General features: G+C 68.2%; 19 protein-coding genes. 4 read left to right on the top strand and 15 right to left on the bottom strand.

What is annotated here, in order from left to right:
- Positions 1-40: 40 nt before the first annotated feature.
- Together trxA and KIP89_RS08540 are read left to right on the top strand one after the other, a co-directional pair.
- Positions 41-361 (top strand): thioredoxin, encoded by a 321-nt coding sequence (gene trxA / locus KIP89_RS08545; protein ID WP_213754952.1) that lies wholly within the window; start codon positions 41-43, stop codon positions 359-361.
- Between the two features lie 235 nt (positions 362-596).
- A complete protein-coding gene (locus KIP89_RS08540) occupies positions 597-2,552 on the top strand; it encodes a c-type cytochrome (RefSeq protein ID WP_250152282.1) in 1,956 nt (651 codons plus the stop codon).
- 48 nt (positions 2,553-2,600) lie between these two features.
- On the opposite strand, the gene mmsB is transcribed toward KIP89_RS08540, so the two are convergent.
- The 15 genes from mmsB to ytfQ all read right to left on the bottom strand — a co-directional run bounded on the left by mmsB (position 2,601) and on the right by ytfQ (position 20,073).
- Positions 2,601-3,788: a multiple monosaccharide ABC transporter permease gene (gene mmsB, locus KIP89_RS08535; RefSeq protein WP_213754951.1), complete on the bottom strand. Its 1,188-nt coding sequence runs from the start codon at positions 3,786-3,788 to the stop codon at positions 2,601-2,603.
- Positions 3,785-5,401, bottom strand: coding sequence for a multiple monosaccharide ABC transporter ATP-binding protein (mmsA, locus tag KIP89_RS08530; protein WP_369807086.1), 1,617 nt, complete (start codon positions 5,399-5,401; stop codon positions 3,785-3,787). Before mmsA ends, mmsB begins: the two co-directional genes overlap by 4 nt.
- A 62-nt stretch (positions 5,402-5,463) precedes the next feature.
- Positions 5,464-6,489, bottom strand: coding sequence for a multiple monosaccharide ABC transporter substrate-binding protein (gene chvE, locus KIP89_RS08525; RefSeq protein ID WP_369807114.1), 1,026 nt, complete (start codon positions 6,487-6,489; stop codon positions 5,464-5,466).
- 153 nt (positions 6,490-6,642) lie between these two features.
- The gene (locus KIP89_RS08520) at positions 6,643-7,317 is read right to left on the bottom strand and encodes a 2-dehydro-3-deoxy-6-phosphogalactonate aldolase (RefSeq protein WP_213754949.1); all 675 of its coding nucleotides are present in this window, start codon (positions 7,315-7,317) and stop codon (positions 6,643-6,645) included.
- Positions 7,314-8,240, bottom strand: coding sequence for a 2-dehydro-3-deoxygalactonokinase (locus tag KIP89_RS08515; protein WP_213754948.1), 927 nt, complete (start codon positions 8,238-8,240; stop codon positions 7,314-7,316). The genes KIP89_RS08520 and KIP89_RS08515 overlap by 4 nt, the downstream gene beginning before the upstream one ends.
- Entirely contained in the window at positions 8,240-9,163 is a 924-nt protein-coding gene (locus KIP89_RS08510; protein WP_369807085.1) for an SMP-30/gluconolactonase/LRE family protein, read from the bottom strand. Before KIP89_RS08510 ends, KIP89_RS08515 begins: the two co-directional genes overlap by 1 nt.
- The gene (locus KIP89_RS08505) at positions 9,150-10,955 is read right to left on the bottom strand and encodes an IlvD/Edd family dehydratase (protein WP_213754947.1); all 1,806 of its coding nucleotides are present in this window, start codon (positions 10,953-10,955) and stop codon (positions 9,150-9,152) included. The genes KIP89_RS08510 and KIP89_RS08505 overlap by 14 nt, the downstream gene beginning before the upstream one ends.
- 12 nt (positions 10,956-10,967) lie before the next feature.
- A complete protein-coding gene (locus KIP89_RS08500; RefSeq protein ID WP_213754946.1) occupies positions 10,968-11,894 on the bottom strand; it encodes a Gfo/Idh/MocA family protein in 927 nt (308 codons plus the stop codon).
- An 85-nt stretch (positions 11,895-11,979) separates the two neighbouring features.
- On the bottom strand, positions 11,980-12,909 hold the full coding sequence (locus KIP89_RS08495; RefSeq protein ID WP_213754945.1) for a dihydrodipicolinate synthase family protein: 930 nt from the start codon (positions 12,907-12,909) through the stop codon (positions 11,980-11,982).
- A gap of 9 nt (positions 12,910-12,918) precedes the next feature.
- Positions 12,919-14,667, bottom strand: coding sequence for an IlvD/Edd family dehydratase (locus KIP89_RS08490; RefSeq protein ID WP_213754944.1), 1,749 nt, complete (start codon positions 14,665-14,667; stop codon positions 12,919-12,921).
- A gap of 12 nt (positions 14,668-14,679) precedes the next feature.
- Positions 14,680-15,414 carry a FadR/GntR family transcriptional regulator gene (locus KIP89_RS08485; RefSeq protein ID WP_213754943.1) on the bottom strand — a complete coding sequence of 245 codons (735 nt, stop codon included), beginning with the start codon at positions 15,412-15,414 and terminating at the stop codon, positions 14,680-14,682.
- Positions 15,411-16,400, bottom strand: coding sequence for a galactofuranose ABC transporter, permease protein YjfF (gene yjfF / locus KIP89_RS08480; protein WP_213754942.1), 990 nt, complete (start codon positions 16,398-16,400; stop codon positions 15,411-15,413). Before yjfF ends, KIP89_RS08485 begins: the two co-directional genes overlap by 4 nt.
- Complete coding sequence (locus KIP89_RS08475) at positions 16,400-17,407, bottom strand: ABC transporter permease (RefSeq protein WP_213754941.1); 1,008 nt, start codon at positions 17,405-17,407, stop codon at positions 16,400-16,402. The genes yjfF and KIP89_RS08475 overlap by 1 nt, the downstream gene beginning before the upstream one ends.
- Positions 17,408-17,418: 11 nt before the next feature.
- Positions 17,419-19,005, bottom strand: a complete 1,587-nt coding sequence (locus tag KIP89_RS08470) for a sugar ABC transporter ATP-binding protein (protein WP_213754940.1) — start codon at positions 19,003-19,005, stop codon at positions 17,419-17,421.
- A 102-nt stretch (positions 19,006-19,107) separates the two neighbouring features.
- Positions 19,108-20,073 carry a galactofuranose ABC transporter, galactofuranose-binding protein YtfQ gene (gene ytfQ, locus KIP89_RS08465; RefSeq protein WP_213754939.1) on the bottom strand — a complete coding sequence of 322 codons (966 nt, stop codon included), beginning with the start codon at positions 20,071-20,073 and terminating at the stop codon, positions 19,108-19,110.
- 230 nt (positions 20,074-20,303) lie between these two features.
- Here ytfQ and KIP89_RS08460 point away from each other — a divergent pair, with 230 nt between their 5' ends.
- Both KIP89_RS08460 and hydA read left to right on the top strand, forming a co-directional pair.
- Positions 20,304-21,551 carry a Zn-dependent hydrolase gene (locus KIP89_RS08460; RefSeq protein WP_213754938.1) on the top strand — a complete coding sequence of 416 codons (1,248 nt, stop codon included), beginning with the start codon at positions 20,304-20,306 and terminating at the stop codon, positions 21,549-21,551.
- 14 nt (positions 21,552-21,565) lie between these two features.
- Positions 21,566-23,035: a dihydropyrimidinase gene (gene hydA, locus KIP89_RS08455; protein WP_213754937.1), complete on the top strand. Its 1,470-nt coding sequence runs from the start codon at positions 21,566-21,568 to the stop codon at positions 23,033-23,035.
- Positions 23,036-23,143 lie beyond the last annotated feature (108 nt).

Here is a 23,143-nt window from a genome sequence, read left to right as displayed (position 1 = left end):
TGGTGGCAACTTGTCTATTCCCGTTACAGAGGTAACCGCCATGGGCGTTGAAAAAGTGTCGGACAGCAGCTTCGAGTCCGACGTGCTGAAGTCTTCCGAGCCGGTGCTCGTGGATTTCTGGGCTGAGTGGTGCGGCCCCTGCCGCATGGTCGCGCCGGTGCTCGAAGAAGTGTCGGGGGAGCTTGGCGACAAGGTGAAGATCGTCAAGCTCAACGTCGACGAGAATCCGAACACCGCGTCGAAATACGGCATCATGTCGATCCCGACCCTGCTGCTGTTCAAGGACGGCCAGATCGCCTCGCGCCAGGTCGGCGCGGCGCCGAAGGCCAAGATGCTGCAGTGGATCAACAACTCGATCTGATGCGGCGGCGGCCGGGACGTCCGGCCGTTTCCTGACGACCCGTTCCGCAAAAGCCCCGGCCCGGTCATCCGCGCCGGGGTTTTTCGTACCCGGGTTCGCGCTCCACCCCTTCGCGCCCTCTCTGCCCGGCCTTTCCCGCTGTTCCTCGATAATAAATCGCGCTTTCCCGTCTGGCGGTTATCGTTGCTTCATGGAATGGTTCCAGTAAGGGAAGATGGGTAGTGGAGGACGGGTCATGGTCGCGCGCAACGGAATGGGACGGGGGACCGTGCTTGGCCTGTTCGGGGGGCTGTCGCTCCTGACCCTGATGGGGGCGGCCTCGCTCCCGGCCAGTGCCCAGTCCAGCACCCAACCGGACGATTCCGCTCTGGTCGCCCGTGGCGAGTATCTGGCCCGCGCGGCGGATTGCATGCCCTGCCACTCGGCCGATCCCAACAAGCCCTATGCGGGCGGGCTCGGGCTGAAGACGCCGTTCGGCACGCTCTATTCGGTGAACATCACCTCCGATCGTGCGACCGGCATCGGCGACTGGACGTTTGAAGATTTCCGCCGTGCCCTGCATGACGGCATCCGCAAGGACGGCGCCTTTCTCTACCCGGCCATGCCTTTCGACGCCTATACCGGCATCACCGACGACGACCTGAAGGCGCTGTGGGCCTATGTGCGCCGCATCCCGGCGGTGAACGCGCCCAACCCGGCGAACGGGCTGGCCTTTCCCTTCGACATACGCTTCGGCATGATCGCCTGGCGCGAGCTGTTCTTCCGCCCGGCGACCTTCACCCCGACCCCCGGCAAGAGCGACGAATGGAATCGCGGCGCCTATCTGGTCGAGGCGCTCGGCCATTGCTCGGACTGCCACAGCCCGCGCAACATCATGGGCGCGATCAAGGGCAAGGCGGCCTTCACCGGCGCGGAGATCGACGGTTTCTACGCCCCGGACATCGCCTCCGGCGCGCTGGCGAAGAACTGGCAGAAGGACACGCTGATCGCCTTCCTCAAGGGCGGCGAGGCCACCGGCAAGACCACGGTGTTCGGCCCGATGGCGGAAGTGGTGCATGACAGCCTGGCCTTCCTCACGCAGGCCGATCTCGCGGCCATGGCGACCTATCTGCTCGACAGCCCGCCGCCGCAGGACGCCCCGGCGCCGCAGAAATCCTCGCCGCTGACCCCGGAAGTCCATGCCCGCGCGGCCCGGCTCTATGTCGATAACTGCGCCGCCTGCCATCAGGCGATGGGCACCGGCATGGGAACGGCGATCCCGCCGCTGGCCGGCAATCCGGCGGTGACGGCGGCGGAGCCGTACAATGTCATCTCCGTCGTGCTGGGCGGTTTGCCGGCAAGCGGGCGGTTCAGCGCCATGCCGTCCTTCGCCGGACGGCTCTCCGATGCCGACATTGCCGACCTCGCCAATTATGTCCGCACCAGCTGGGGCAATGGTGCGCCGTCCAACACGACGCCGTCGATGGTGGCGGCGTGGCGCGAGACGGTGAAGGTGCCTGATTACGGCACGCAGGCCGCATCCAAGTTCGATTGCGCGCAGGTCGGCGGCGCGCCGGGGGCGGATGGCCCGGACCCGAAGGCGGTGGCGGCCCTCTCGGCCGAGATCGCCGGCGGCAATACCGATGTCGCTTCGCTGGTCGACAGCTATGAGGGCGCGGCCCCCGACGCCTCCCCGCCCGAGGTGGTGGATGCGATGATGGCGGCCTATTGCCCGGTGGTCGCGGCGAGCGGGGCGGACGACTACACCAAATATGCGCGGCTGCGCGCCTTCACCCTGCAGGCCGCCGCCGATGTGTCGCTGCGCGCCGCGCCCGCCGCCCTTCCGGCGGTGCCGGTGATCTGGGCGGCGGCGGCCGGCACCTCGCTGGTGGCGCGCGAACCGGAGAGCCTTGCCGGCCCGCTCGCCTGCCCGGCGGAGCTTGCCGCCAAGCTGCCGGCGGATCTCAAGACCGCGGCGAGCGCCGCGCTCGGCACGCCGTCGCTGCCGCTCGCCGGTACGCGCGGCAGCGACCTCGCCCGCGACCTCGTCTCGAAGAACCCGAAGGCGCGGCTGGCGGATATCGCCAATGCGCTGATCGCCGGCTATTGCGGCCTCGTCGCCTCGGCCAAGGGGCTGGAGCCGGCGCAGCAGCACGCCTATGTCGAGAGCTTCGGCCAGCAGGTGATCCAGACGCTGCAGACCCAGCCCTGACAGTAGGTCAGGGTTGGGTCCCGTCGTGTCCCGCGCCCGGCGGGCGCGTCAGGCGCGGCGCTGGTTGTAGACGTCGAGGCAGACGGCGCCGAGCAGGACGAGGCCCTTGATCACCTGCTGGTAGTCAATGCCGATGCCGAGGATCGACATGCCATTGTTCATGACGCCCATGATCAGCGCGCCGATCACCGCGCCGCCGACGCGCCCGACGCCGCCATAGGCCGAGGCGCCGCCGATGAAGCAGGCGGCGATCACGTCGAGCTCGAAGCCGATGCCGGCCTTCGGCGTCGCCGTGTTGAGGCGTGCCGCGAAAACGAGGCCGGCCAGTGCGGCCAGCACGCCCATATTCACGAAGGTCAGGAAGGTCAGGCGCTCGGTCTTGATGCCCGATAGCTTGGCCGCCTTCTCATTGCCACCGACGGCGTAGATCTGCCGGCCAATGGTGGTGCGCGTGGTGATGAAGGCGTAGAGCGCGATCAGCGCCGCCATGACGACCAGCACATTGGGCAGGCCGCGATGCGAGGCGATCAGATAGGCGAAATAGACGATGATGCCGAACAGCATCAGGTTCTTGGCGAGGAAGAAGCCATAGGGCTCGGTGTCGAGATGATGGGCTTCCTGCCGGGTGCGGCCGCGGAAATTGAGCCAGACCAGAGCGAGAGCCAGCACGGTGCCGAGCAGGAGCGAGGTCGGGTAGAGCGTGCCGGCATCGGGGATCAGTTCCGGGATGAAGCCGGAGGAGAGCTTCTGGAACTCCGGCGGGAACGGGCCGACCGACTGGCCGGCGAGGATGGCCAGCGCCAGCCCCTTGAACACCAGCATCCCGGCGAGGGTGACGATGAAGGACGGGATCTTGAAATAGGCCACCCAATAGCCCTGCGCCGCCCCGATCAGCCCGCCGAGCGCGAGGCAGATCAGCGTCGCCGGGATGTAGTGGACGCCGAACTTGACCATCAGCACCGCCGCGACCGCGCCGATGAAACCGGCCACCGAGCCGACCGACAGGTCGATATGGCCGGTGACGATCACCAGCAGCATACCCAGCGCCATGATGACGATGTAGCTGTTCTGCAGCACGAGATTGGTGAGGTTGAGCGGGCGCATCAGCGTGCCGCTGGTCATCACCTCGAAGAAGATCATGATGGCGAACAGCGAGATCATCATCCCGTATTCGCGCAGATTGTTCTTCAGGAAGCCGGCATGGTGCGGCTTGTCCTTCAGCGCGGTGTCGCTCATGCCAGTGTCTCCATGGGGCGCGGCTCTCCCTTGCGCATGATGGCGCGCATGATCTTTTCCTGGGTCGCTTCCGCGCCGGGGAATTCGCCGACAAAGGCGCCCTCGTTCATCACGCAGATGCGGTCGCAGATGCCGAGCAGTTCCGGCATCTCCGAGGAGATCACCACGACGCCTTTGCCGGCATCCGCCAGCTCATTGATGATGCAGTAGATTTCATATTTCGCGCCGACATCGATGCCGCGCGTGGGCTCGTCGAGGATCAGCACCTTGGGGTCGGTGAACAGCCATTTCGACAGCACCACCTTCTGCTGATTGCCGCCCGAGAGCTTGCCGGTTTCCTGAAACACGCTGTGACAGCGGATGCGCATGCGGCCCCGATAATCGCCGGCGACGCGCAGTTCCTTCATCTCGTCGATGACCCGCGCGGAGGCGACGGCGGGCAGGTTGGCCAGCGTCACGTTCTTGCGGATGTCCTCGGCCAGCAGCAGGCCGAGATGCTTGCGGTCCTCGGTGACATAGGCGAGGCCGGCATCGATGGCGCGGCGCACGCTGGAAAGATCGACCTCGCGGCCCTCCAGTTCGGCCCGCCCGCTGATCTTCTGGCCCCAGGAGCGGCCGAAGACGCTCATGGCGAATTCGGTGCGCCCGGCGCCCATGAGCCCGGCAATGCCGACGATCTCGCCGCGCCGCACCTCGAAATCGACGTTCTTGATGACCTGCCGGTCACCATGCAGCGGGTGATAGGCCGACCAGTTGCTGACCTTGAAGATCGGCTCGCCGATGGTGGCGACGGCTTTGGGCTCGCGCTTGGGGTAGCGGTGCTCGAGGTCGCGGTCGACCATCTTGGCGATGATGCGGTCTTCCTCGACCGCGCCCTCGTGGCAGTCCAGCGTGTCCACGGTGCGCCCGTCGCGCAGTACGGTGATACGGTCGGCGACCTTGGAGACCTCGTTCAGCTTGTGCGAGATGAGGATGGAAGCGATGCCCTGCGCCTTGAACTCCAGCAGCAATTCCAGCAGCGCCGCGCTGTCCTTCTCGGACAGGCTGGCGGTCGGCTCGTCAAGGATGAGCAGGCGCACCTTCTTCGACAGCGCCTTGGCGATCTCCACCAATTGCTGCTTGCCGACGCCGATATTGGTCACCAGCGTGTCCGGCGCCTCGTCGAGGCCCACCTTGGCGAGCAGTTCCTTGGTGCGCCGGTGCACCGTGCCGCGGTCGATGATGCCGAAGCGGCCGGGCGGGTTGGCGATGAAGATGTTCTCGGCGATCGACAGCAGCGGGATCAGGGCGAGTTCCTGATGGATGATGATGATACCTTCCACCTCGGAATCGGTGATGTCAGCGAACCGACGCTCCTCGCCGTCGAAGATGATGGCTCCCTCATAGGACCCATGCGGATAGACCCCGCTCAGCACCTTCATCAGCGTCGACTTGCCCGCGCCATTCTCGCCGACAAGCGCGTGGATCTCGCCGGGGCGCACGGTGAAGCTCACCTCGCTCAGCGCCTTCACGACGCCGAAATGCTTGCTGATGCCCCGCATTTCCAGAAGCACGGAGGGCTCCGGGGAAGGGCTTGCCTGTGGGCGGCTGCCGGCGTGCAGATGCGCGTTCATGACCGAGCTCCCTGTTCGGAACCCGCGCCGGACGAATTGCCGGCGCGGGCCGCTCCTCGCCGTCAGTTGATCTGGTTCTGCTTGTAGTAGCCGGAGCCGACCAGCACCTTTTCCCAATTGTCCTTGTCGACCACGACAGGCTTCAGGAGGTAGGAAGGCACCACCTTGACGCCGTTATTGTAGGTCTTGGTGTCGTTCACCGTGACCGGCTTGCCCGAGAGCGAGGCGTCCACCATGTCGGCGGTGACCTTGGCGAGTTCGCGGGTGTCCTTGAAGATGGTCGAGTACTGCTCGCCGGCGAGGATGGACTTCACCGACGGCACCTCGGCGTCCTGCCCGGTGACGACCGGCATCTTCATCTTGCCCGAGCCGTAACCCACGCCCTTCAGCGAGGACAGAATGCCGATGGACAGCCCGTCATAGGGCGAGAGCACGCCATTGAGCGTCTTGTCGGAATAATAGGCGCTCAGCAGATTATCCATGCGCGCCTGGGCGGTGGCGCCGTCCCAGCGCAGCGTCGAGACCTTGTCCATGCCCATCTGGCCGGACGGGATCTTCAGCGTGCCGTTGTCGATCAGCGGCTTCAGGACCGAGAGCGCGCCATCATAGAAGAAATAGGCGTTGTTGTCGTCCGGCGAGCCGCCGAACAGCTCGACATTGAACGGCCCCTTATTCGCGGGATAGCCGAGGCCCTTCAGCAGCGATTCCGCCTGCAGCACGCCGACCTGGAAGTTGTCGAAGGTAGCATAGTAGTCGACATTCGGCGTTTCGCGGATCAGACGGTCATAGGCGATGACCTTGATCCCCTTGTCATGCGCCTGCTTCAGCACGTCGGACAGGGTGGTGCCGTCGATCGAGGCGATCACCAGTACCTTGGCACCTTTGGTCACCATGTTCTCGATCTGCGCGAGCTGGTTGGGGATGTCATCCTCGGCATATTGCAGATCGGTGTTGTAGCCGCGCTCCTTCAGCACCTTCACCATGTTGTCGCCATCGGCGATCCAGCGGGCGGAGGACTTGGTGGGCATGGCGATACCGACCGTCGCCTTGTCCTGGGCGAGGGCCGGGCCGGCGAGCGAGAGCGTCATCGCCCCGAGGGCGAGGGCGGAGAGGGTGGTGTTGATCTGGCGTCGGGTCAGGCGTTCGGTCAGGCGTTTCATGGGAATCTCCCGGAGGGGTGAGGATGGCCGCCTTTGGCGGGCCGGGTTCTTGGCGGGCGCGCCCGCGTTGCAACGTCGCGCCTAGCCGTCGGCGCGGGAGGTCTCCTGTGAGGCTGGAAAGGCCGCGTCATAGGCGGCGATGACAGCGCGCGCCTTCGCCCGCACCTCGTCGGCGGTGGCGCCCGGCCGGTAAAGGCTGGAGCCGAGCCCGAAGGTGCGGATGCCCGCCGCCGCATAGGCCGCGAACTCGCGCTCCCCGACGCCGCCGACCGCGCCGATCACGGTGCCCGGCGGCAGAATCACGGCGATGGCCTGGATAATCGACGGGCCGAGATGATTGGCGGGGAAGAATTTGAGACCGGAGGCCCCCGCCTTCACGGCGGCGAGCGCCTCGGTCGGGGTGAGCACGCCCGGCATCGTCACCATGCCGTGGCTGGCGGCGCGGGCGATCACGGCCGGGTCGACATTCGGGCTGACCATCAGCCGGCCGCCGGTATCATGAAGCCGGTCGACATCGGCCGTCTCCAGCACCGTGCCGGCGCCGATCAGCACGCCCGCCGGGGCGAGCTTCGCCGCCGCCTCGATGGAGCGGAACGGGTCGGGCGAGTTGAGCGGGATCTCGATCGCCTCCAGCCCTTCCTCGATCAGCGCGCCGACAATGGCTTCGGTCTCCTCGGGCTTGAGGCCACGCAGGATGGCGACCAGCGAGCGGCGCATCCGGGGCCAGGCGATGCGAGGGGTGGATGAGCTGTTCATGCGGGAACCTTTTCCTGCGGGAAGGCTATGAGCGCGGCCGCGTGCAGGCCCGCCCGGACGCAGGCATCCGCGTCGTGGACGATGACGGTCGAGGCACCCGCCAGCATCAGTGCGATGCGGTATAAAAACACCGCCGAGCCCGAGGCGACCAAGGCGACCTCGGCGAGCGGACCGAACAGCTTTGCAGCACCGGCAAGCTCGCCGCCGATCAGCAGGCCGGACAGGCGGGCAAGGCCCCGCGCGGGCTCCTCTCCGGCCAGAAGCCAGGCGGCGCGCAGGCGGAAAAGCTGGTTGCCCAGCAGCTCCGGCATGGCGAGCCCCTCGCGAACGCCATCGGCGAAGGCCGGGTCATCGGGCTCCACCGCCGCCGCCTCGACCGCCGCTGCGAGCACCGAGGTGGTGCGCAGCAGATGGAAAAGCTCGCCGGTCATGAAGGTGGCGAAGTGGCTGACGGTACCCTTTTCCACCCGCACCCATTTGGAATGGGTGCCGGGCAGGCAGGCGATCCCGTCGAACCCGTCGCGGATCAGCGACAGGAGCTGCGTTTCCTCGCCGCGCATCACATCTGCCCCCGCCGCCCCGCGCTGCGCGAGGCCGGGCAGGATGCGGATCGGGCGATGCGTGGACGGGACGGCTACCGCATGCGCGGCCAGACGGTCGAGCCGGGCCGGCGTGTCGACATAGGCGGCCTCGACCCAGCCGCTGCGCGCGCCCACCATGCCGCACATCATCACCGGCACGCCCTCACCGACGCCCAGCGCCGCCAGATGGGTTTCCAGAACGATCTCAAAGCCTTCCGTCGTCGCGGTGAGCAGCCCCTGTCCGCTGCGCCGCTCGGCGAGAACGCGCCCGTCGCGCGCGAGCGCCCAGAGCCGGAAGCTCGACGTGCCCCAGTCGACGACGATGTGCGAGACGCCGTCCATCACAGCCCTCCCAGCCGCACGCGCGGCTCCGGCCGGCCGCGGGCGCCGACATCAAGCAGGAAGGTCTGGCCATGGCCGGGATCGGCGGCGCGCAGCGCCGCGCCCATATTCTCCCAGGCGGAGGTAACAAGTAACCGATCAAACCTCTCCCCGACGAAGACCGGGCAGCTCGGCTGGCTGGCGGGCACCGCGACTCGGCGCACCAGCGCGCCGGCGGGGGAAAAAACATTGACGCCGCCGCCGCCCCAGATGGCGCACCAGATCAGGCCTTCCGCGTCCGTCACCGCGCCATCGAGCCCGCCCGGCCCGGCATGACGCAGCAGGGTGGTCGGGGCTTCCGTCGGCAGGCCGGTCGTGGGATCGAGTGCCACGCGGTAGAGCTGGTTCTCGCGGCTGTCGGCGAAATAGCCGGTCGCCCCGTCCGGCGCGAAGCAGATGGCGTTGGGGATGGTAAGGTCGGTAAACAGCGGTGTTATCGCACCGTTATGGAAGGCGTAGATCGAGCCCGCGCCCTTCTCGGCGCGCCTTCCCATGGTGCTGGTCCAGAAGGTGCCGCTGGGATGCACGCGCGCGTCGTTGGAGCGGGTGCCGGCGTCCTCCGCCTCGATGGCGACGAGCCGTTCCAGATGGCCGGTGGCGATGTCGCGCAGGTGAAGTCCGTCTTCCGCCACAAGGAGTTGGCGCTGATCGTCGACCATGGCGAGCGCGCTCGCCATCACCGGAAGCGCGTGGACGGCGATGCGGTGGGTGGATAGCGGCGCCTCGTGCAGGGTGCGGCCGAGAATGTCGAACCACCAGGCGGTGTCGCTGGCCGCGTCATAGGCCGAGCCCTCGCCGAGATGGCAGCGGGCGGCGTCCAGTATCCGCACCGGCACGGTCTCGGCGCTGCGCGTCACGGGCGCGATGGCGTCAATGGTTGTCACGGGGCATCCCCATGGTCTGCGCGATGCGCTGGTATCGAACGGCGGGTTCCAGCACCGCGCCGCTCTCCATCTGGCCGACAAGGCCGCGCTGGATTTCCTGCCAGGGCGTCTGATGCGCGGGATAGGCATAGCCGCCCGCGGCCTCCAGCTCGGCCCGGCGGCGGGCCAATTCCTCGTCTGAAACCAGCATGTTGGCGCTGTTGCGCCGGAGGTCGATGCGCACCCGGTCGCCGGTGCGCAGCAGCGCGAGGCCGCCGCCAACGGCGGCTTCCGGCGAGGCGTTGAGGATGGAGGGCGAGCCCGACGTGCCGGACTGGCGGCCATCGCCGATGCAGGGCAGCGCATGGACGCCGGCCTTGATGAGGTAATCGGGTGCCCGCATGTTCACCACTTCCGCCGCGCCGGGATAGCCGACCGGGCCGGCTCCGCGCATGAACAGGATCGAGGTCTCGTCGATGGCGAGCGCGGGATCGTCGATGCGGGCGTGGTAGTCCTCCGGCCCGTCAAACACCACGGCGCGGCCCTCGAAGGCTTCCGGGTCATCGGGGTTGGAGAGGTAGCGCACGCGGAACTCGGGGGAGATCACGCTGGTCTTCATGATGGCGGAGGAGAACAGGTTGCCGCGCAGCACGCGGAAGCCGGCCTTTTCCTTCAGCGGCTTGCCATAGGGGCGGATCACCGCCTCGTCCTCGATGGCCTTGCCCTTGCAGTTCTCGCCCAGCGTGCGCCCGTTCACCGTGCGCGCGTCCTCGGCGATAAGTCCCTGTTCCATCAACTGGTTTACCACGGCCGGCACGCCGCCGGCATGGTAATAATCCTCGCCCAGATATTCGCCGGCGGGCTGGAGATTGACCAGCAGCGGGATGTCCTCGCCATGGGTCTGCCAGTCGTCGATGGACAGTTCCACGCCGACATGGCGGGCCAGCGCGTTGAGGTGGATGGGGGCGTTGGTTGAGCCGCCAATGGCGGAATTGACCCGGATCGCGTTGAGGAAGGCGTCGCGGGTGAGGATGTCGGAGGGCTTGAGGTCTTCACGTACCATTTCGACGATACGCAGCCCGGTCAGATAGGCGATCTCCTGCCGGTCGCGATAGGGCGCGGGAATGGCGGCGGAGCCGGGAAGCTGCATGCCCAGCGCCTCAGCGAGCGAGTTCATCGTCGTCGCCGTGCCCATAGTGTTGCAGTAACCCGTTGAGGGCGCTGAGGAAGCCACCAGCTTGACGAAGCCGGCATGATCGATCTCGCCGGCCGCCAGCAGCTCGCGGGCCTTCCAGACGATGGTGCCGGAGCCGGTGCGCTGGCCCTTGTACCAGCCGTTCAGCATCGGCCCGACCGAGAGGGCGATGGCGGGGATGTTGACGGTCGCCGCCGCCATCAGGCAGGCGGGCGTGGTCTTGTCGCAGCCAATGGTGAGCACCACGCCGTCCAGCGGGTAGCCATATAATACCTCCACCAGGCCGAGATAGGCGAGGTTGCGGTCGAGCCCGGCGGTGGGGCGCTTGCCGGTCTCCTGAATCGGGTGGACGGGGAACTCGATGGCGATGCCACCGGCCTCGCGAATGCCCTCGCGGGTGCGCTTGGCGAGTTCAAGATGGTGGCGATTGCAAGGGGATAGGTCCGATCCCGTCTGGGCGATGCCGATGATCGGGCGGCCCGATTGCAACTCCTCCTGGCTGAGGCCGAAATTCAGGTAACGCTCCAGATAGAGCGCGGTCATGTCGATATTGTCGGGGTTGTCGAACCAGGCGCGCGAACGGAGCGGGCGGTCGGTCTTGGGGGCGTTGCCGTGCATCACCGCGGCTCCTCAATAGTCGAAGGCGTCGACGGTGACCCGCCGGCCGAGCAGGAAAGCGTCGGCCACCAGCGCCAGCGGGCTGAGGTCGACATCGGACTGGCCGGCCTCGATGAGGCCGGTGAAGTGCTTGTAAATGCCGGCATATTCGGCTTCGGGGGCGTCGCTCAGAACCACGCCGTCCTGCGTCAGCCGGGCGCCGCCGCCGGAGAGCACGACCGCGCCGGCATCGGTCTCGACGCGGATGTCCCAGCTCTGCGGGCCGGTCTGCAGGAAGTCGAGATCGGCACGTATCGGTATATTGTTACTATCGGCCATCTCCACCGTCGCCGCGATGGGGGCGGCGCGGTTGGCGGGGAAGGCGAGTTCCGCGCCGGTGACGAAGACCGGGTGGGGCAGGATGCGGGTCAGGATCGACAAGGCATTGATCGCCGGGTCGAAAACCCCGAGGCCGCCGGGCGCGAAGATCCAGTCCTGACCGGGATGCCAGACGCGCACATCCTCCTTCCAGGTGATGGTGACGGTATTAATGTGCCTCTTGGCCAGCAGCGCGCGGGCGGGCTCGACGGCGGGGGCGAAACGCGAATGCCAGGTGGCGAAAAGCGTCAGGCCGTGCTCCCGCGCGGTCTCGATGAGCGGCCCGATCTCGCTCACCGTGGCGCCCGGCGGCTTCTCCAAAAGCACGTGTTTCCCGGCACTTAGGGCGAGTGCCGCCTGTTCGCGGCGGCCCTGCGGCGGGGTGCAGAGCGCCACCGCGTCAAAGGCCACGTCGCTGGCGAGCAGGGCCTCCAGAGTGGTAAAATGCGGCAGTCCGTCGAGCGCGGCGTTGCGGCTAGCGATGGCGACGAGCTCGATGCCCTCGGTCGCGGCGATGGCCGGCAGATGCTGGTCGCGGGCAATCTTGCCGAGGCCGACAAGGGCGAGGCGGATGGGGCTCATGAGCGTCGCTCCCGACTGGGCGATGAGTGCAGTGGGGTGGACGATGAGGCCAGTGAGGCCAGTCTGTGCAGGGTGATCCGGCCCATCACTTCCCCCAGCGCAGGACGAGCGGGTCGAGCCGGGCGGCGATCTCGATCAGGCCGGCGCGGGTCGCGGGATGGACCGGCGGCAGCGGGGCGCGCAGCGTGTCATGCTTGATCACCCCGCCCGCCTGCATCAGGATCTTGCACGCGGCGAGGCCGGTCTGCCGGTTCTCGTAATTGATCAGCGGCAGCCAGCGCATATAGGCGTCGATGGCGGCTTCCCGATTGCCGGCAAAATACGGGTCGATGATCGCGCGGATGCCGTCCGGGTAGCCGCCCCCGGTCATGGCGCCGGTGGCCCCGGCGTCGAGATCGGCCATCAGCGTGATCGCTTCCTCGCCGTCCCACGGGCCCTCAATGGAAGCCCCGCCTGCCGCGATCAGCGCGCGCAGCTTGTTGGCCGCCTGCGGCACCTCGATCTTGAAATAGGCGAGGTTCGCGATCTCGGCGGCCATCCTGGCGAGGAACGGCACGGAGAGCGGCGTGCCGGCGACGGGCGCGTCCTGCACCATGATCGGGATACGGATCGCGTCGGATACCCCGCGATAGAACTCATAGACCTGCGCTTCCGGCACCCGGAAGGTGGCACCGTGATAGGGCGGCATGATCATGACCATGGCGGCGCCCATTTCCTGCGCCCGCTTCGAGCGTTCGGCGCAGACGAAGGTGGAGAAGTGGGTCGTCGTGACGATCACCGGCACGCGCCCGGCGACATGCTCCAGCACGGTGGTCATCACAAGGTCGCGCTCGTCATCGGTGAGCACGAACTGCTCGGAGAAATTGGCGAGGATGCACAGGCCGTGTGAGCCGGCGTCGATCATGAAATCGACGGCGCGCTTCTGGCCTTCGAGGTCGAGCCGGCCGTCCGCGTCGAACACGGTCGGGGCGACGGGGAAGACGCCGGAATAGCGGGCGGCGGAAGGGGTCGGCATGGCTGATCCTCAGTGATTGTCGCGGCCGACCGGCGCGCCGGAGCGGCCGACCAGAAAGTCGAAATCCGCACCGCGATCGGCCTGAAGCACGTGGTCGAGATAGAGCTTGGTGTAGCCGCGCGCGGCGTGCGGGGCGGGCGGCACCCAGGCGGCGCGGCGGGTGGCGAGGTCCTCCTCGCTCACATGCAGATGCAGCGCGCGGGCGGGCACGTCGAGCGTGATGAGGTCGCCGTTTTGCACCAGCGCCAGCGGGCCGCCGGCGGTCGCCTCGGGCGCGACATGCAGCACGACGGTGCCATAGGCGGTGCCGGACATGCGGGCATCGGAAATGCGGATCATGTCGCGCACGCCTTCGCGCAGCAGCTTGGCCGGCAGCGGCATGTTGCCGACCTCGGCCATGCCCGGATAGCCCTTCGGCCCGCAATGCTTGAGCACCATGATGCAGGAGGCGTCGATATCCAGCGCCTCGTCATTCACCGCATGGTGCATCTCCTCGACGCTCTCGAACACCACGGCGCGGCCGGTATGAACCATCAGATGCGGCGAGGCGGCGGAGGGCTTGATGACCGCGCCATCCGGGGCGAGGTTGCCGGTGAGAATGGCGATGCCGGCATCGGCCTTGAACGGGGTCTCGAACGGGGTGATGACCTCGGCGTTCCAGGTCGGCGCGGTCGCGACATTCTCCCACATGGTGCGCCCGTTCACGGTGATGGCGTCCTTGTGCAGCAGGTCACGCTCGCCCAGCGCGCGCAGCACGGCGGGCAGGCCGCCGGCATAGTAGAAATCCTCCATCAGGAAGCGGCCCGACGGCATCAAATCGACGAGGCAATGGATGTCGCGGCCGAGCTGGTCGAAATCGGCCAGATTCAGGTCGATGCCGACCCGCCCGGCAATGGCCAGCAGATGCACCACCGCATTGGTCGAGCCGCCGATCGCCGCCAGCGTGCGGATGGCGTTCTCGAAGGCGGCGCGGGTGAGGATGTCGGAGGGTTTCAGATCCTCATGCACCATCTCGACGATGCGCCGCCCGGCCATGCGGGCCAGCAGGTTGCGGCGCGCGTCGACGGCGGGGATGGCGGCGTTTTCCGGCAGGCCGAGGCCGAGCGCCTCGACCATCGAGGCCATGGTGGAGGCCGTGCCCATGGTCATGCAGGAGCCGGAGGACCGGTTCATGCCGGCTTCCGCCTCGTGGAACTCCTCCAGCGTCACCTCGCCGGCGCGCAGCTGCTCGCTCATCGAGATGATGTTGGTGCCCGAGCCGATGATCTGGCCGCGATAGACGCCGCGCAATTGCGGCCCGCCGGAGACGCCGATGGCCGGCAGATCGGCCGAGGCGGCGCCCATCAGCAGGGCCGGGGTGGTCTTGTCGCAGCCCATCAGCAGCACCACGCCGTCAAGCGGGTGGGCGCGGATCGCCTCCTCCACATCCATCGAGGCGAGGTTGCGGAACAGCATGGCGGTCGGGCGCATCGTCACCTCGCCGAGCGAGGAGACCGGGAATTCCAGCGGGTAGCCGCCCGCATCCAGCACGCCGCGCCGCACATGCTCGGCGAGATCGCGGAAATGGATGTTGCAGGGGGTCAGTTCCGACCAGGTGTTGCAGATGCCGATCACCGGGCGGCCGTCGAAACGGTCCTGCGGCTGGCCGGAATTCTTCAGGAAGGAGCGGTAATAGAACCCCATCTTGTCCTGCCGGCCGAACCAGGCCTGGCTGCGCAAGGGTTTTTTGTTGTCGTTGCTCGACGGATCGTCACTCATCGGGGCACCCGTTCAGCCTGCCGCGCCATGGCGGCGCAGGCCGTTGAAAATGACGTTGGTCATGGCGGCGGCGGCCGCTTCCGAATCCTTGTCGGCGATGGCCTCGACGATGCGCTCATGGGCGGCCACCGCGATGTCGTGCTCGCGCGCGTCGCCCGGCGCCGAGAGCATGAAGGAAGCGCGCAGCGCCGCCTCGATCACCGCGCCGATGGAGCGCATGAACGGGTTGCCGGAGGCGGTGGCGACGCCGACATGCAAAGTGAGGTCGGCCTCGGCGAAGCTGTCGGAGGCGCCGGGCTCGCCCTTCATGCGCGCCACCGCGCGGCGCAGCACGGCGAGGTCGTCCTCCGAGCGCCGCTCGGCGGCGAGGGCGGCCGCGCGGGGTTCCACGGCCAGCCGGATTTCCGAGAGATCGCGCAGGAACCGCTTGTCGATGCCGGCGTCGAGATGCCAGGCGAGCACGTCGGGGTCGAACATGTTCCACTCGGCGCGCGCCCGCACCACCGTGCCGACGCGCGCCTTGGTCGAGAGCAGGCCCTTGGCCACCAGCGTCTTCACCGCCTCGCGCAGCACCGGGCGGGAGACGCCGAAGATCAGCGTCAGCTCGGCATCGCCCGGCAGCTTCGCGCCCTCGCCATAGCGCCCGGAAATGATGTCGATGCCGATGCTGCGGGCGATGCCGGCATGGTTGGAATGGGCGCGGGCGGCCGGGATGACGATGATCTGCGAGGCGTTGGGTGCGCTCATGGACGAACTCCGGCCGGGGCCCGCCGGGAACGGCGCGCCAGATGCAAGGTGAGCTGCTGGAAGGCGATGAAGGCGAACAGCAGCAGCCCGGTGGCGATCTTCGCCCACCAGCTCGACAGCGTCCCGTCGAAACTGATGTAGGTCTGGATCAGGCCCTGGATCAGCACCCCGATGAACGAGCCGAAGACGAAGCCATAGCCGCCCGACAGCAGCGTGCCGCCGATCACCACCGCGGCGATGGCGTCAAGCTCCACCCCCACCGCCGAGAGCGAATAGCCCGACGAGGTGTAGAGCGAGAAGACGATGCCGGAGAGCCCGGCCAGCGCGCTGGACAGCGTGTAGATCAGCACCGTGCTGCGCGCGACATTGATGCCCATCAGCCCGGTGGCGGCGCGCGAGCCGCCCAGCGCATAGACATTGGCGCCGAAGCGGGTGAGGTGCAGCAGCACCATGCCGCCGATCACCACCGCCAGCATGACGATGGCCGGCACGGTGAGCCGGGCCCCGCCACCAAGGCGCAGCGCGTGATCGGACAGGTGGGTGTAGAGATCGGCGGTGATCGGCAGCGATTCCGTCGACAGCAGGAAGCTCACCCCGCGCGCCAGGAACATGCCCGCCAGCGTGACGATGAAGGGCGGCAGCTCGGCATATTGGATGATCGCCCCCATCGCCGCGCCGAAGCCGGCGCACAGGACGAGCACCAGCACGAAGGCGATGAGCGGCGGCACGCCCCAGCGTTCGATCGCCAGCGCCAGGAACACGGTGGTGAAGCCGATCACCGAGCCGACCGAGAGGTCAATGCCGCCGGAGATGATGACGAAGGTCATGCCGACCGCGACGATGCCGAGAAAGGCGTTGTCGGTGAGCAGGTTCATCACCACGCGCAGCGAGGCGAAATTGGGATAGGCGAGCGAGCACAGGACGAAGCCGGCAAGGAACACGGCGGTGGTCGCCAGCACGGGGGTAAGCCGGGCGAGGGATCGCATCAGGAGCGCCTCCGGGAGCGGGAGCGGCCGAACAGCACGCCGAGCCCGGCGATCTGGGCGCCGATCCGCGGCGACTGGGCGAGCAGCACGGCGAGCACCACCACCGCCTTCACCACCAGATTGGTCTCCGGCGGCAGGCCGGACAGCAGGATGCCGGTGTTCATGGCCTGGATGATGAGCGCGCCGACCACGGCGAGCAGGATCGAGAACCGCCCGCCAAACAGCGAGGTGCCGCCGATCACCACGGCGAGGATGGCGTCCAACTCCAGCCAGAGCCCGGCATTATTGGCGTCGGCGCCGAGAATGTCGGCGCTGGCGACGATGCCGGCGAGCGCGGCGCACAGCCCGCTCCAAACATAGACCGCGACCGTGATCAGCCGCGTGCCGATGCCGGCCAGCGCGCTGGCGCGCGGATTGCCGCCGGTCGCCTCGATCATCAGCCCGAGCGCGGTGCCGCGCACGATCAGCAGCGTCAGCGCCATCATGGCCAGCGTCAGCACGATCGGGGTGGGCAGGCCGAGCACCGAGCCGCCGCCGAGAAAGGCCAGTTCCGGCGAGGTGAAGGTGACGATCCGCCCCTCGGTGATGAGCTGGGCGATGCCGCGCCCGGCCACCATGAGGATGAGCGTGGCGACGATCGGCTGGATCCGCAGCACCGCCACCAGCAGCCCGTTCCACAGCCCGCAGGCCAGCCCCGCCCCGAGGGAGGCGGCGAGCACGACCGGCAGCGGGTGGCTGTCGGCGAGGCTGGCCGCGATGGCGCCGCAGATCGCCATCACCGCCCCGACCGACAGGTCGATGCCGCGCATGGCGATCACCAGCACCATGCCGATGGACAGCAGCGCCACCGGCGCGCCGCGGTTCAGCACGTCGATCAGGCTGCCGAACAGCCGCCCGTCCTGCAGGCGAATGTCGAAGAATTGCGGCGACACCACCCAGTTGGCGGCGAGGATCAGCGCCAGCGCGACGATCTGCGAGGTGCCGATGCGGGGAAGGCGCAGGGCCATGGCGTGCGCCCTCACGCTGCCGCCGCCGCGCCGGCGGGCGCATCGGCGATGGCGGCGAGGATGGCGGAAACCTCGACCGCGTCGCCGGTCAGGCGCACCACATGGGCACGGTCGCGCAGCACGATCACCTCGTCGGCATAGGTGACGAGTTCTTCCAGCTCCGAGGAGACCACCAGCAGTGCCATGCCTTGCCGGCACAGATCGCGGATCAGCTTGATGATCTCGGCATGGGCGCCGACATCGATGCCGCGCGTCGGCTCGTCGAGGATCAGCAGACGCGGCTCGGTGGCCAGCCAGCGGGCGAGCAGCGCCTTCTGCTGGTTGCCGCCGGAGAGCAGGCCGATCGGCCGCTCGGGATCGGGCGGGCGGATGTCCAGCAGGCGGATGAACCGGGCGGCGATGGCGTCCTGCTCGCGGCGCGGCAGCGGGGCGAGCGCGCCGCGCTTGGCCTGGAGCGCCAGCACGATGTTCTCGCGCACGGTGAGGTCGGCGACGATGCCCTCGGTCTTGCGCTCCTCCGGGCAATAGCCGAAGCCGAGCGCCATCGCCTCGCGCGGGCAGGTGAGGGTGACGCGGCGCCCGGCCACCTCCGCCGTGCCGGCATCGGCCGGCTCGGCGCCGAATACGAGGCGCACGGTCTCGGTGCGGCCCGAGCCGAGCAGGCCGGCGAGGCCGACCACATGGCCGGCGCGCAGCGTCAGGTCGAAGGGGGCGACATAGCCGGCCTTGCCGAGCCCGGTGAACACGGCGACATCCGCGCCGGCCGGGCCGGCTGCCGCATGGGAGCGGCGGGCGGTCGCCTCGCTCAGCTCGCGCCCGAGCATCAGCCGCACCAGATCGAGGCGCGGCATCTGCGCGATGGGGGCGCTGCCGGCCAGCCTTCCATTGCGCAGCACGGTGATGCGGTCGCAGACGGCATAGACCTGATCGAGGAAATGGGTGACGAAGACGATGCCGATGCCGCGCGCCTTCAACTGGCGCATGACGGCGAACAGCACCTCGACCTCCTGCGCGTCGAGGCTGGCGGTCGGCTCGTCGAGGATGAGCACGCGGGCCGACTGGTCGACCGCGCGAGCGATGGCGACGATGTGCTGGATGGCGACCGAATAGGTCTCCAGCGGCGCGCCCACATCGATCGACAGGCCGAAGCCGGCGAGCAGGGCGCTGGCGCGCCGGCGCATCTCGCCCTCGCGCACCAGGCCGAAACGGGTCGGCTGGCGGCCGAGATAGAGGTTCTGCGCCACCGAGAGATTGGGCGCCAGATTGACCTCCTGATAGACCGTGGCGATGCCGGCCTTCACCGCCTCTTCCGCCGAGCGCGGGGCGATGGCCGCGCCCGCCAGCCGCATCGTCCCCGCGTCCCGTGCGACGACGCCGGTCATGGTCTTGATGAGGGTCGACTTGCCGGCCCCGTTCTCGCCGAGCAGGGCGTGGATCTCGCCCGGATGCAGCGTGAAGTCGACGCCGTCCAGCGCAACAAAGCCGGCAAAGGATTTGCTGAAGCCCGTCACCTGCAGGAGGGGCGCGTCTTGCTGCGACGCGTCTTGCTGCGGCTTATGGCCGGCAGCGGGAGGCGGGAGGGGGGCGGTGGGAAGCATGGCGGCCTCGGCAAGGGCGGAAAGACGGCGCGGGCCGGCCGGAGGAGGAGCCGGCCCGCGCGGAACAGGCCCCGCGTGCCCTGGGGCACGCGGGAGCGCCGCTCAGTAACCGAGGTCCTTCTTGGATTCGTAGACCGCCATCGGGTTGTCGGCCTGGGTGTAGAGCTTGGATTCCGTCTGGATCCACTTGGGCGGCATGGTGCCCTTGGTCTTGTAGGCGATGACGGCGTCGAAGGCGGGGCCGGCCATGTTCGGCGTCAGCTCGACCGTGGCATTGGCTTCACCCGCCGCCATGGCCTTGAAGATGTCCGGCACGGCGTCGATCGAGACGGTGAGGATCTCGGTGCCCGGCTTGAGGCCGGCTTCCTTCATCGCCTGGATGGCGCCGACCATCATGTCGTCATTATGGGCGTAGACCGCGCAGATGGTCTTGCCGCCGCCTTCCGCCTTGATGAAGCTCTCCATGACTTCCTTGCCCTTGGCGCGGGTGAAGTCACCGGTCTGGCTGCGCACGATCTTGACGTTCGAGGCCCCGGCGATGCCGTCCTCGAAGCCCTTCTTGCGGTTGGTGGCGACGGAGGCGCCGACCGTGCCCTGAAGCTCCACCACATTGCAGGGCTTGCCGCCGGCGGTCTTCACCAGCCACTGGCCGGCCACCTTGCCTTCATGCACGCTGTCGGAGGTGACGGCGGTCAGATAGAGATTCTTGCCGGCCGGGTCGATGTCGCGGTCGAGCAGCACGACCGGGATCTTGGCTTCCTGCGCCTCCTTCAGCACCGCGTCCCAGCCGGTGGCGACGACGGGGGCGAGGAAGATAGCATCCACGCCCTGCGCGACGAAGGAGCGGATCGCCTTGATCTGGTTCTCCTGCTTCTGCTGGGCGTCGGCGATCTTGAAATTGATGTTCCGCTTCTTGGCCTCGGCCTTGGAAACGGTGGTTTCGGCGGCGCGCCAGCCCGATTCCGAGCCGATCTGCGAGAAGCCGATGGTGAGTTCCGCGGCCTGGGCGCCGACGGAGAACAGCGCGCCGGAAACGGCGGACGCAAGCAGCAATGCCCTGAGATTCATTGGCGTATCTCCCGTGAGGTCCTGCCGTCGCGCCACTGTCGGGTGCTTGCCGGCGGGGAATCTATGCCACAATCATTTCGGGCTGAATAGTCATATTATTTGACTTTTTAGCGCCTGTTGTCGCCGGCGGCGCCGCGAGGCTGGGAGGTCCCGCCGGCCTCCCGCGCTGGTATGAAACCTGCCTGTGAGCGCGGCGCAGTTCTGGTGCGCGTAGGAGCGAGGAGACGAGCATGGCGGCCCCGACGAGCAACTGGCGCACCGATGGCGCGCGTCTGTGGGACAGCCTGATGGCGATGGCGCAGATCGGGCCGGGGCTGCGCGGCGGCAATAACCGCCAGACCCTGACCGATGCCGACCGCGAGGGGCGCCTGCTGTTCCAGAACTGGTGCGAACAGGCCGGCCTGACGCTTGGCGTCGACGCCATGGGCACCATGTTCGCCCGGCGCGAGGGCACGGACCCGCAGGCGCTGCCGGTGATGCTCGGCTCGCATCTCGACACCCAGCCGACCGGCGGCAAGTTCGACGGGGTGCTCGGCGTGCTCGGCGCGCTGGAAGTGGTGCGCACGCTGAACGATCTCGGCATCCGCACCCGGCATCCGATCGAGGTGGTGAACTGGACCAATGAGGAGGGCACGCGCTTTGCCCCCGCCATGGTCGCCTCCGCCGTCCATGCCGGGGTGATGACGCTCAATGACGCCTATGCGTCCGAGGACGCGGCGGGGCTGACGCTCGGCGCCGAGCTGGAGCGGATCGGCTTCAAGGGTGACGAGCCGGTCGGCACGCGCCGGGCGCACGCCTATTTCGAGCTGCATATCGAGCAGGGGCCGATTCTCGAAGCCGAGGATACGCTCATCGGCGTCGTCACCCATGGCCAGGGCACGCGCTGGCTGGAAATCACCCTCACCGGGCGCGACGCCCATACCGGCTCGACGCCGATGCCGCGCCGGCTCAATGCCGGGCTCGGGGCGGCGCGCATCACCGAGCTGGTCGACGAGGTGGCCTGGGCGCACGCCCCGCTCGGCGTCGGCGCGGTCGGCCAGCTCAACCTCACCCCGAACTCGCGCAACATCATCGCCGGCAAGGCGGTGTTCACCGTCGACATCCGGCACCCGGAGCTTGCCGCGCTCGACGCCATGGCGGACGCGATCCGCGCGGGGGCGGAGCAGATCGCCGCCGATATGGGGCTCGGCATCTCCCTTGCGGTGGTGAATTCCTTCGACCCGGTGCCGTTCGACGAGCTTCTCGTCGGGCGGGTGCGGGCGGCGGCGGAAAGCCTCGGCTACAGCCACCGCGACATCGTTTCCGGCGCCGGGCACGATGCCTGCTGGATGGCCAAGGTCGCCCCTTCCGCCATGATCTTCTGCCCCTGCGTCGACGGGCTCAGCCATAATGAGGACGAGACCATCACGCCGGAATGGGCCAAGGCCGGCGCCGACGTGCTGCTGCATGCGACGCTCGCGACAGCCCAAGTGGTCTGAGGGAGGGACGCGCCATGCCGGACGGGACATCCATCGTCATCAAGGGCGGCACCATCGTCGCCGCCGACCGCTCCTATGAGGCGGACGTGCTGATCGAGGGCGAGACCATCGCCGCCATCGGCGACAACCTGTCCGGCGACACGGTGCTCGATGCCTCCGGCGCCTTTGTCATGCCCGGCGGCATCGACCCGCACACCCATCTGGAAATGCCGTTCATGGGCACGACGGCGGCGGAGACCTGGGAGAGCGGCACGCGCGCGGCGGCGACCGGCGGCACCACGCTGGTGGTCGATTTCGTCATTCCCGATTCGGAGAACCTGATCGGCGCGCTCGACGCCTGGGAGGGCCGCGCCAGCCGGCAGGCGGCGATCGACTATTCCTTCCATATGTGCGTGACCGGCTGGTCGCAGCCGATCTTCGCGGCGATGGAGGCGGTGGTCGCGCGCGGGGTGAACAGCTTCAAGCACTTCATGGCCTATAAGGGCGCGCTGATGGTCGATGACGACCAGATGTTCGCCTCCTTCCAGCGTTGCGCCGCGCTCGGCGCGCTGCCGCTGGTCCATGCCGAGAATGGCGACATCGTCGCCGCGCTCCAGCAGAAATACCTCAGCGAAGGCATTCGCGGCCCGGAGGCCCATGCCTATTCCCGCCCGCCGGAGGTGGAGGGCGAGGCGGTCAACCGCGCCATCATGATCGCCGATGCGGCGGGCGTGCCGCTCTATGTCGTGCATGTCTCCTGCGAGCAGGCGCATGAGGCGATCCGCCGGGCCCGGCAGAAGGGGATGCGGGTCTATGGCGAGCCGCTGATCCAGCATCTGACGCTGGATGAGGCCGTCTATGCCAATCCCGACTGGGACTATGCGGCGCAGCGCGTCATGTCCCCGCCCTTCCGCGACCGGGCGCATCAGGACAGCCTGTGGGCAGGGCTCTCGGCGGGCTCGCTGCAGGTGGTGGCGACCGACCATTGCGCCTTCACCACGGCGCAGAAGCGCATGGGGCTGGATGATTTCACCCGCATTCCCAACGGCACGGGCGGGCTGGAGGATCGGCTGCCGGTGCTGTGGACCAAAGGTGTCGAGACCGGGCGGCTGACCCCGAACGAATTCGTCGCGGTGACCTCGACCAACATCGCCCGAATCCTCAACCTCTACCCCCGCAAGGGCGCGATCGTGCCGGGCGCCGATGCCGACCTCGTGGTGCTCGACCCCAAGGCCGGCAAGACCATCCGCGCGAGCGCGCAGGCCTCGATCATCGACTACAACGTGTTCGAGGGGGTGGAGGTGCGCGGCCTGCCGCGCTTCACCCTGTCGCGCGGCGAGGTGGTGCATGCGCATGGCCGCAACGAGGCCCCGCGCCCCGGCCGCGGCCGCTTCATCCCCCGCCCGGCCTTCCCGGCGCCGAACCGGGCGCTTTCCACCTGGAAGGCGCTGGTGGCGCCCCGCGCGGTGAGCCGCGATCCCGCCCGGATGCCGATCGGCGTGTGAATGGGGGCCGCGCGGGCGGTCTTGTCGACAGGAACGCGCGCGGGGTGATGGCGTCCCGGCGCGGCTCAGATTAAGGAAGGGGCTTCCGACACTTTCCGATGGCTCTCC

This window comes from Ancylobacter radicis (assembly GCF_018449475.1).
Taxonomy (GTDB): domain Bacteria; phylum Pseudomonadota; class Alphaproteobacteria; order Rhizobiales; family Xanthobacteraceae; genus Ancylobacter; species Ancylobacter radicis.
The sequence above is the reverse complement of the archived record's forward strand: the minus strand, read 5'-3'. Positions and strand labels throughout refer to the sequence as shown.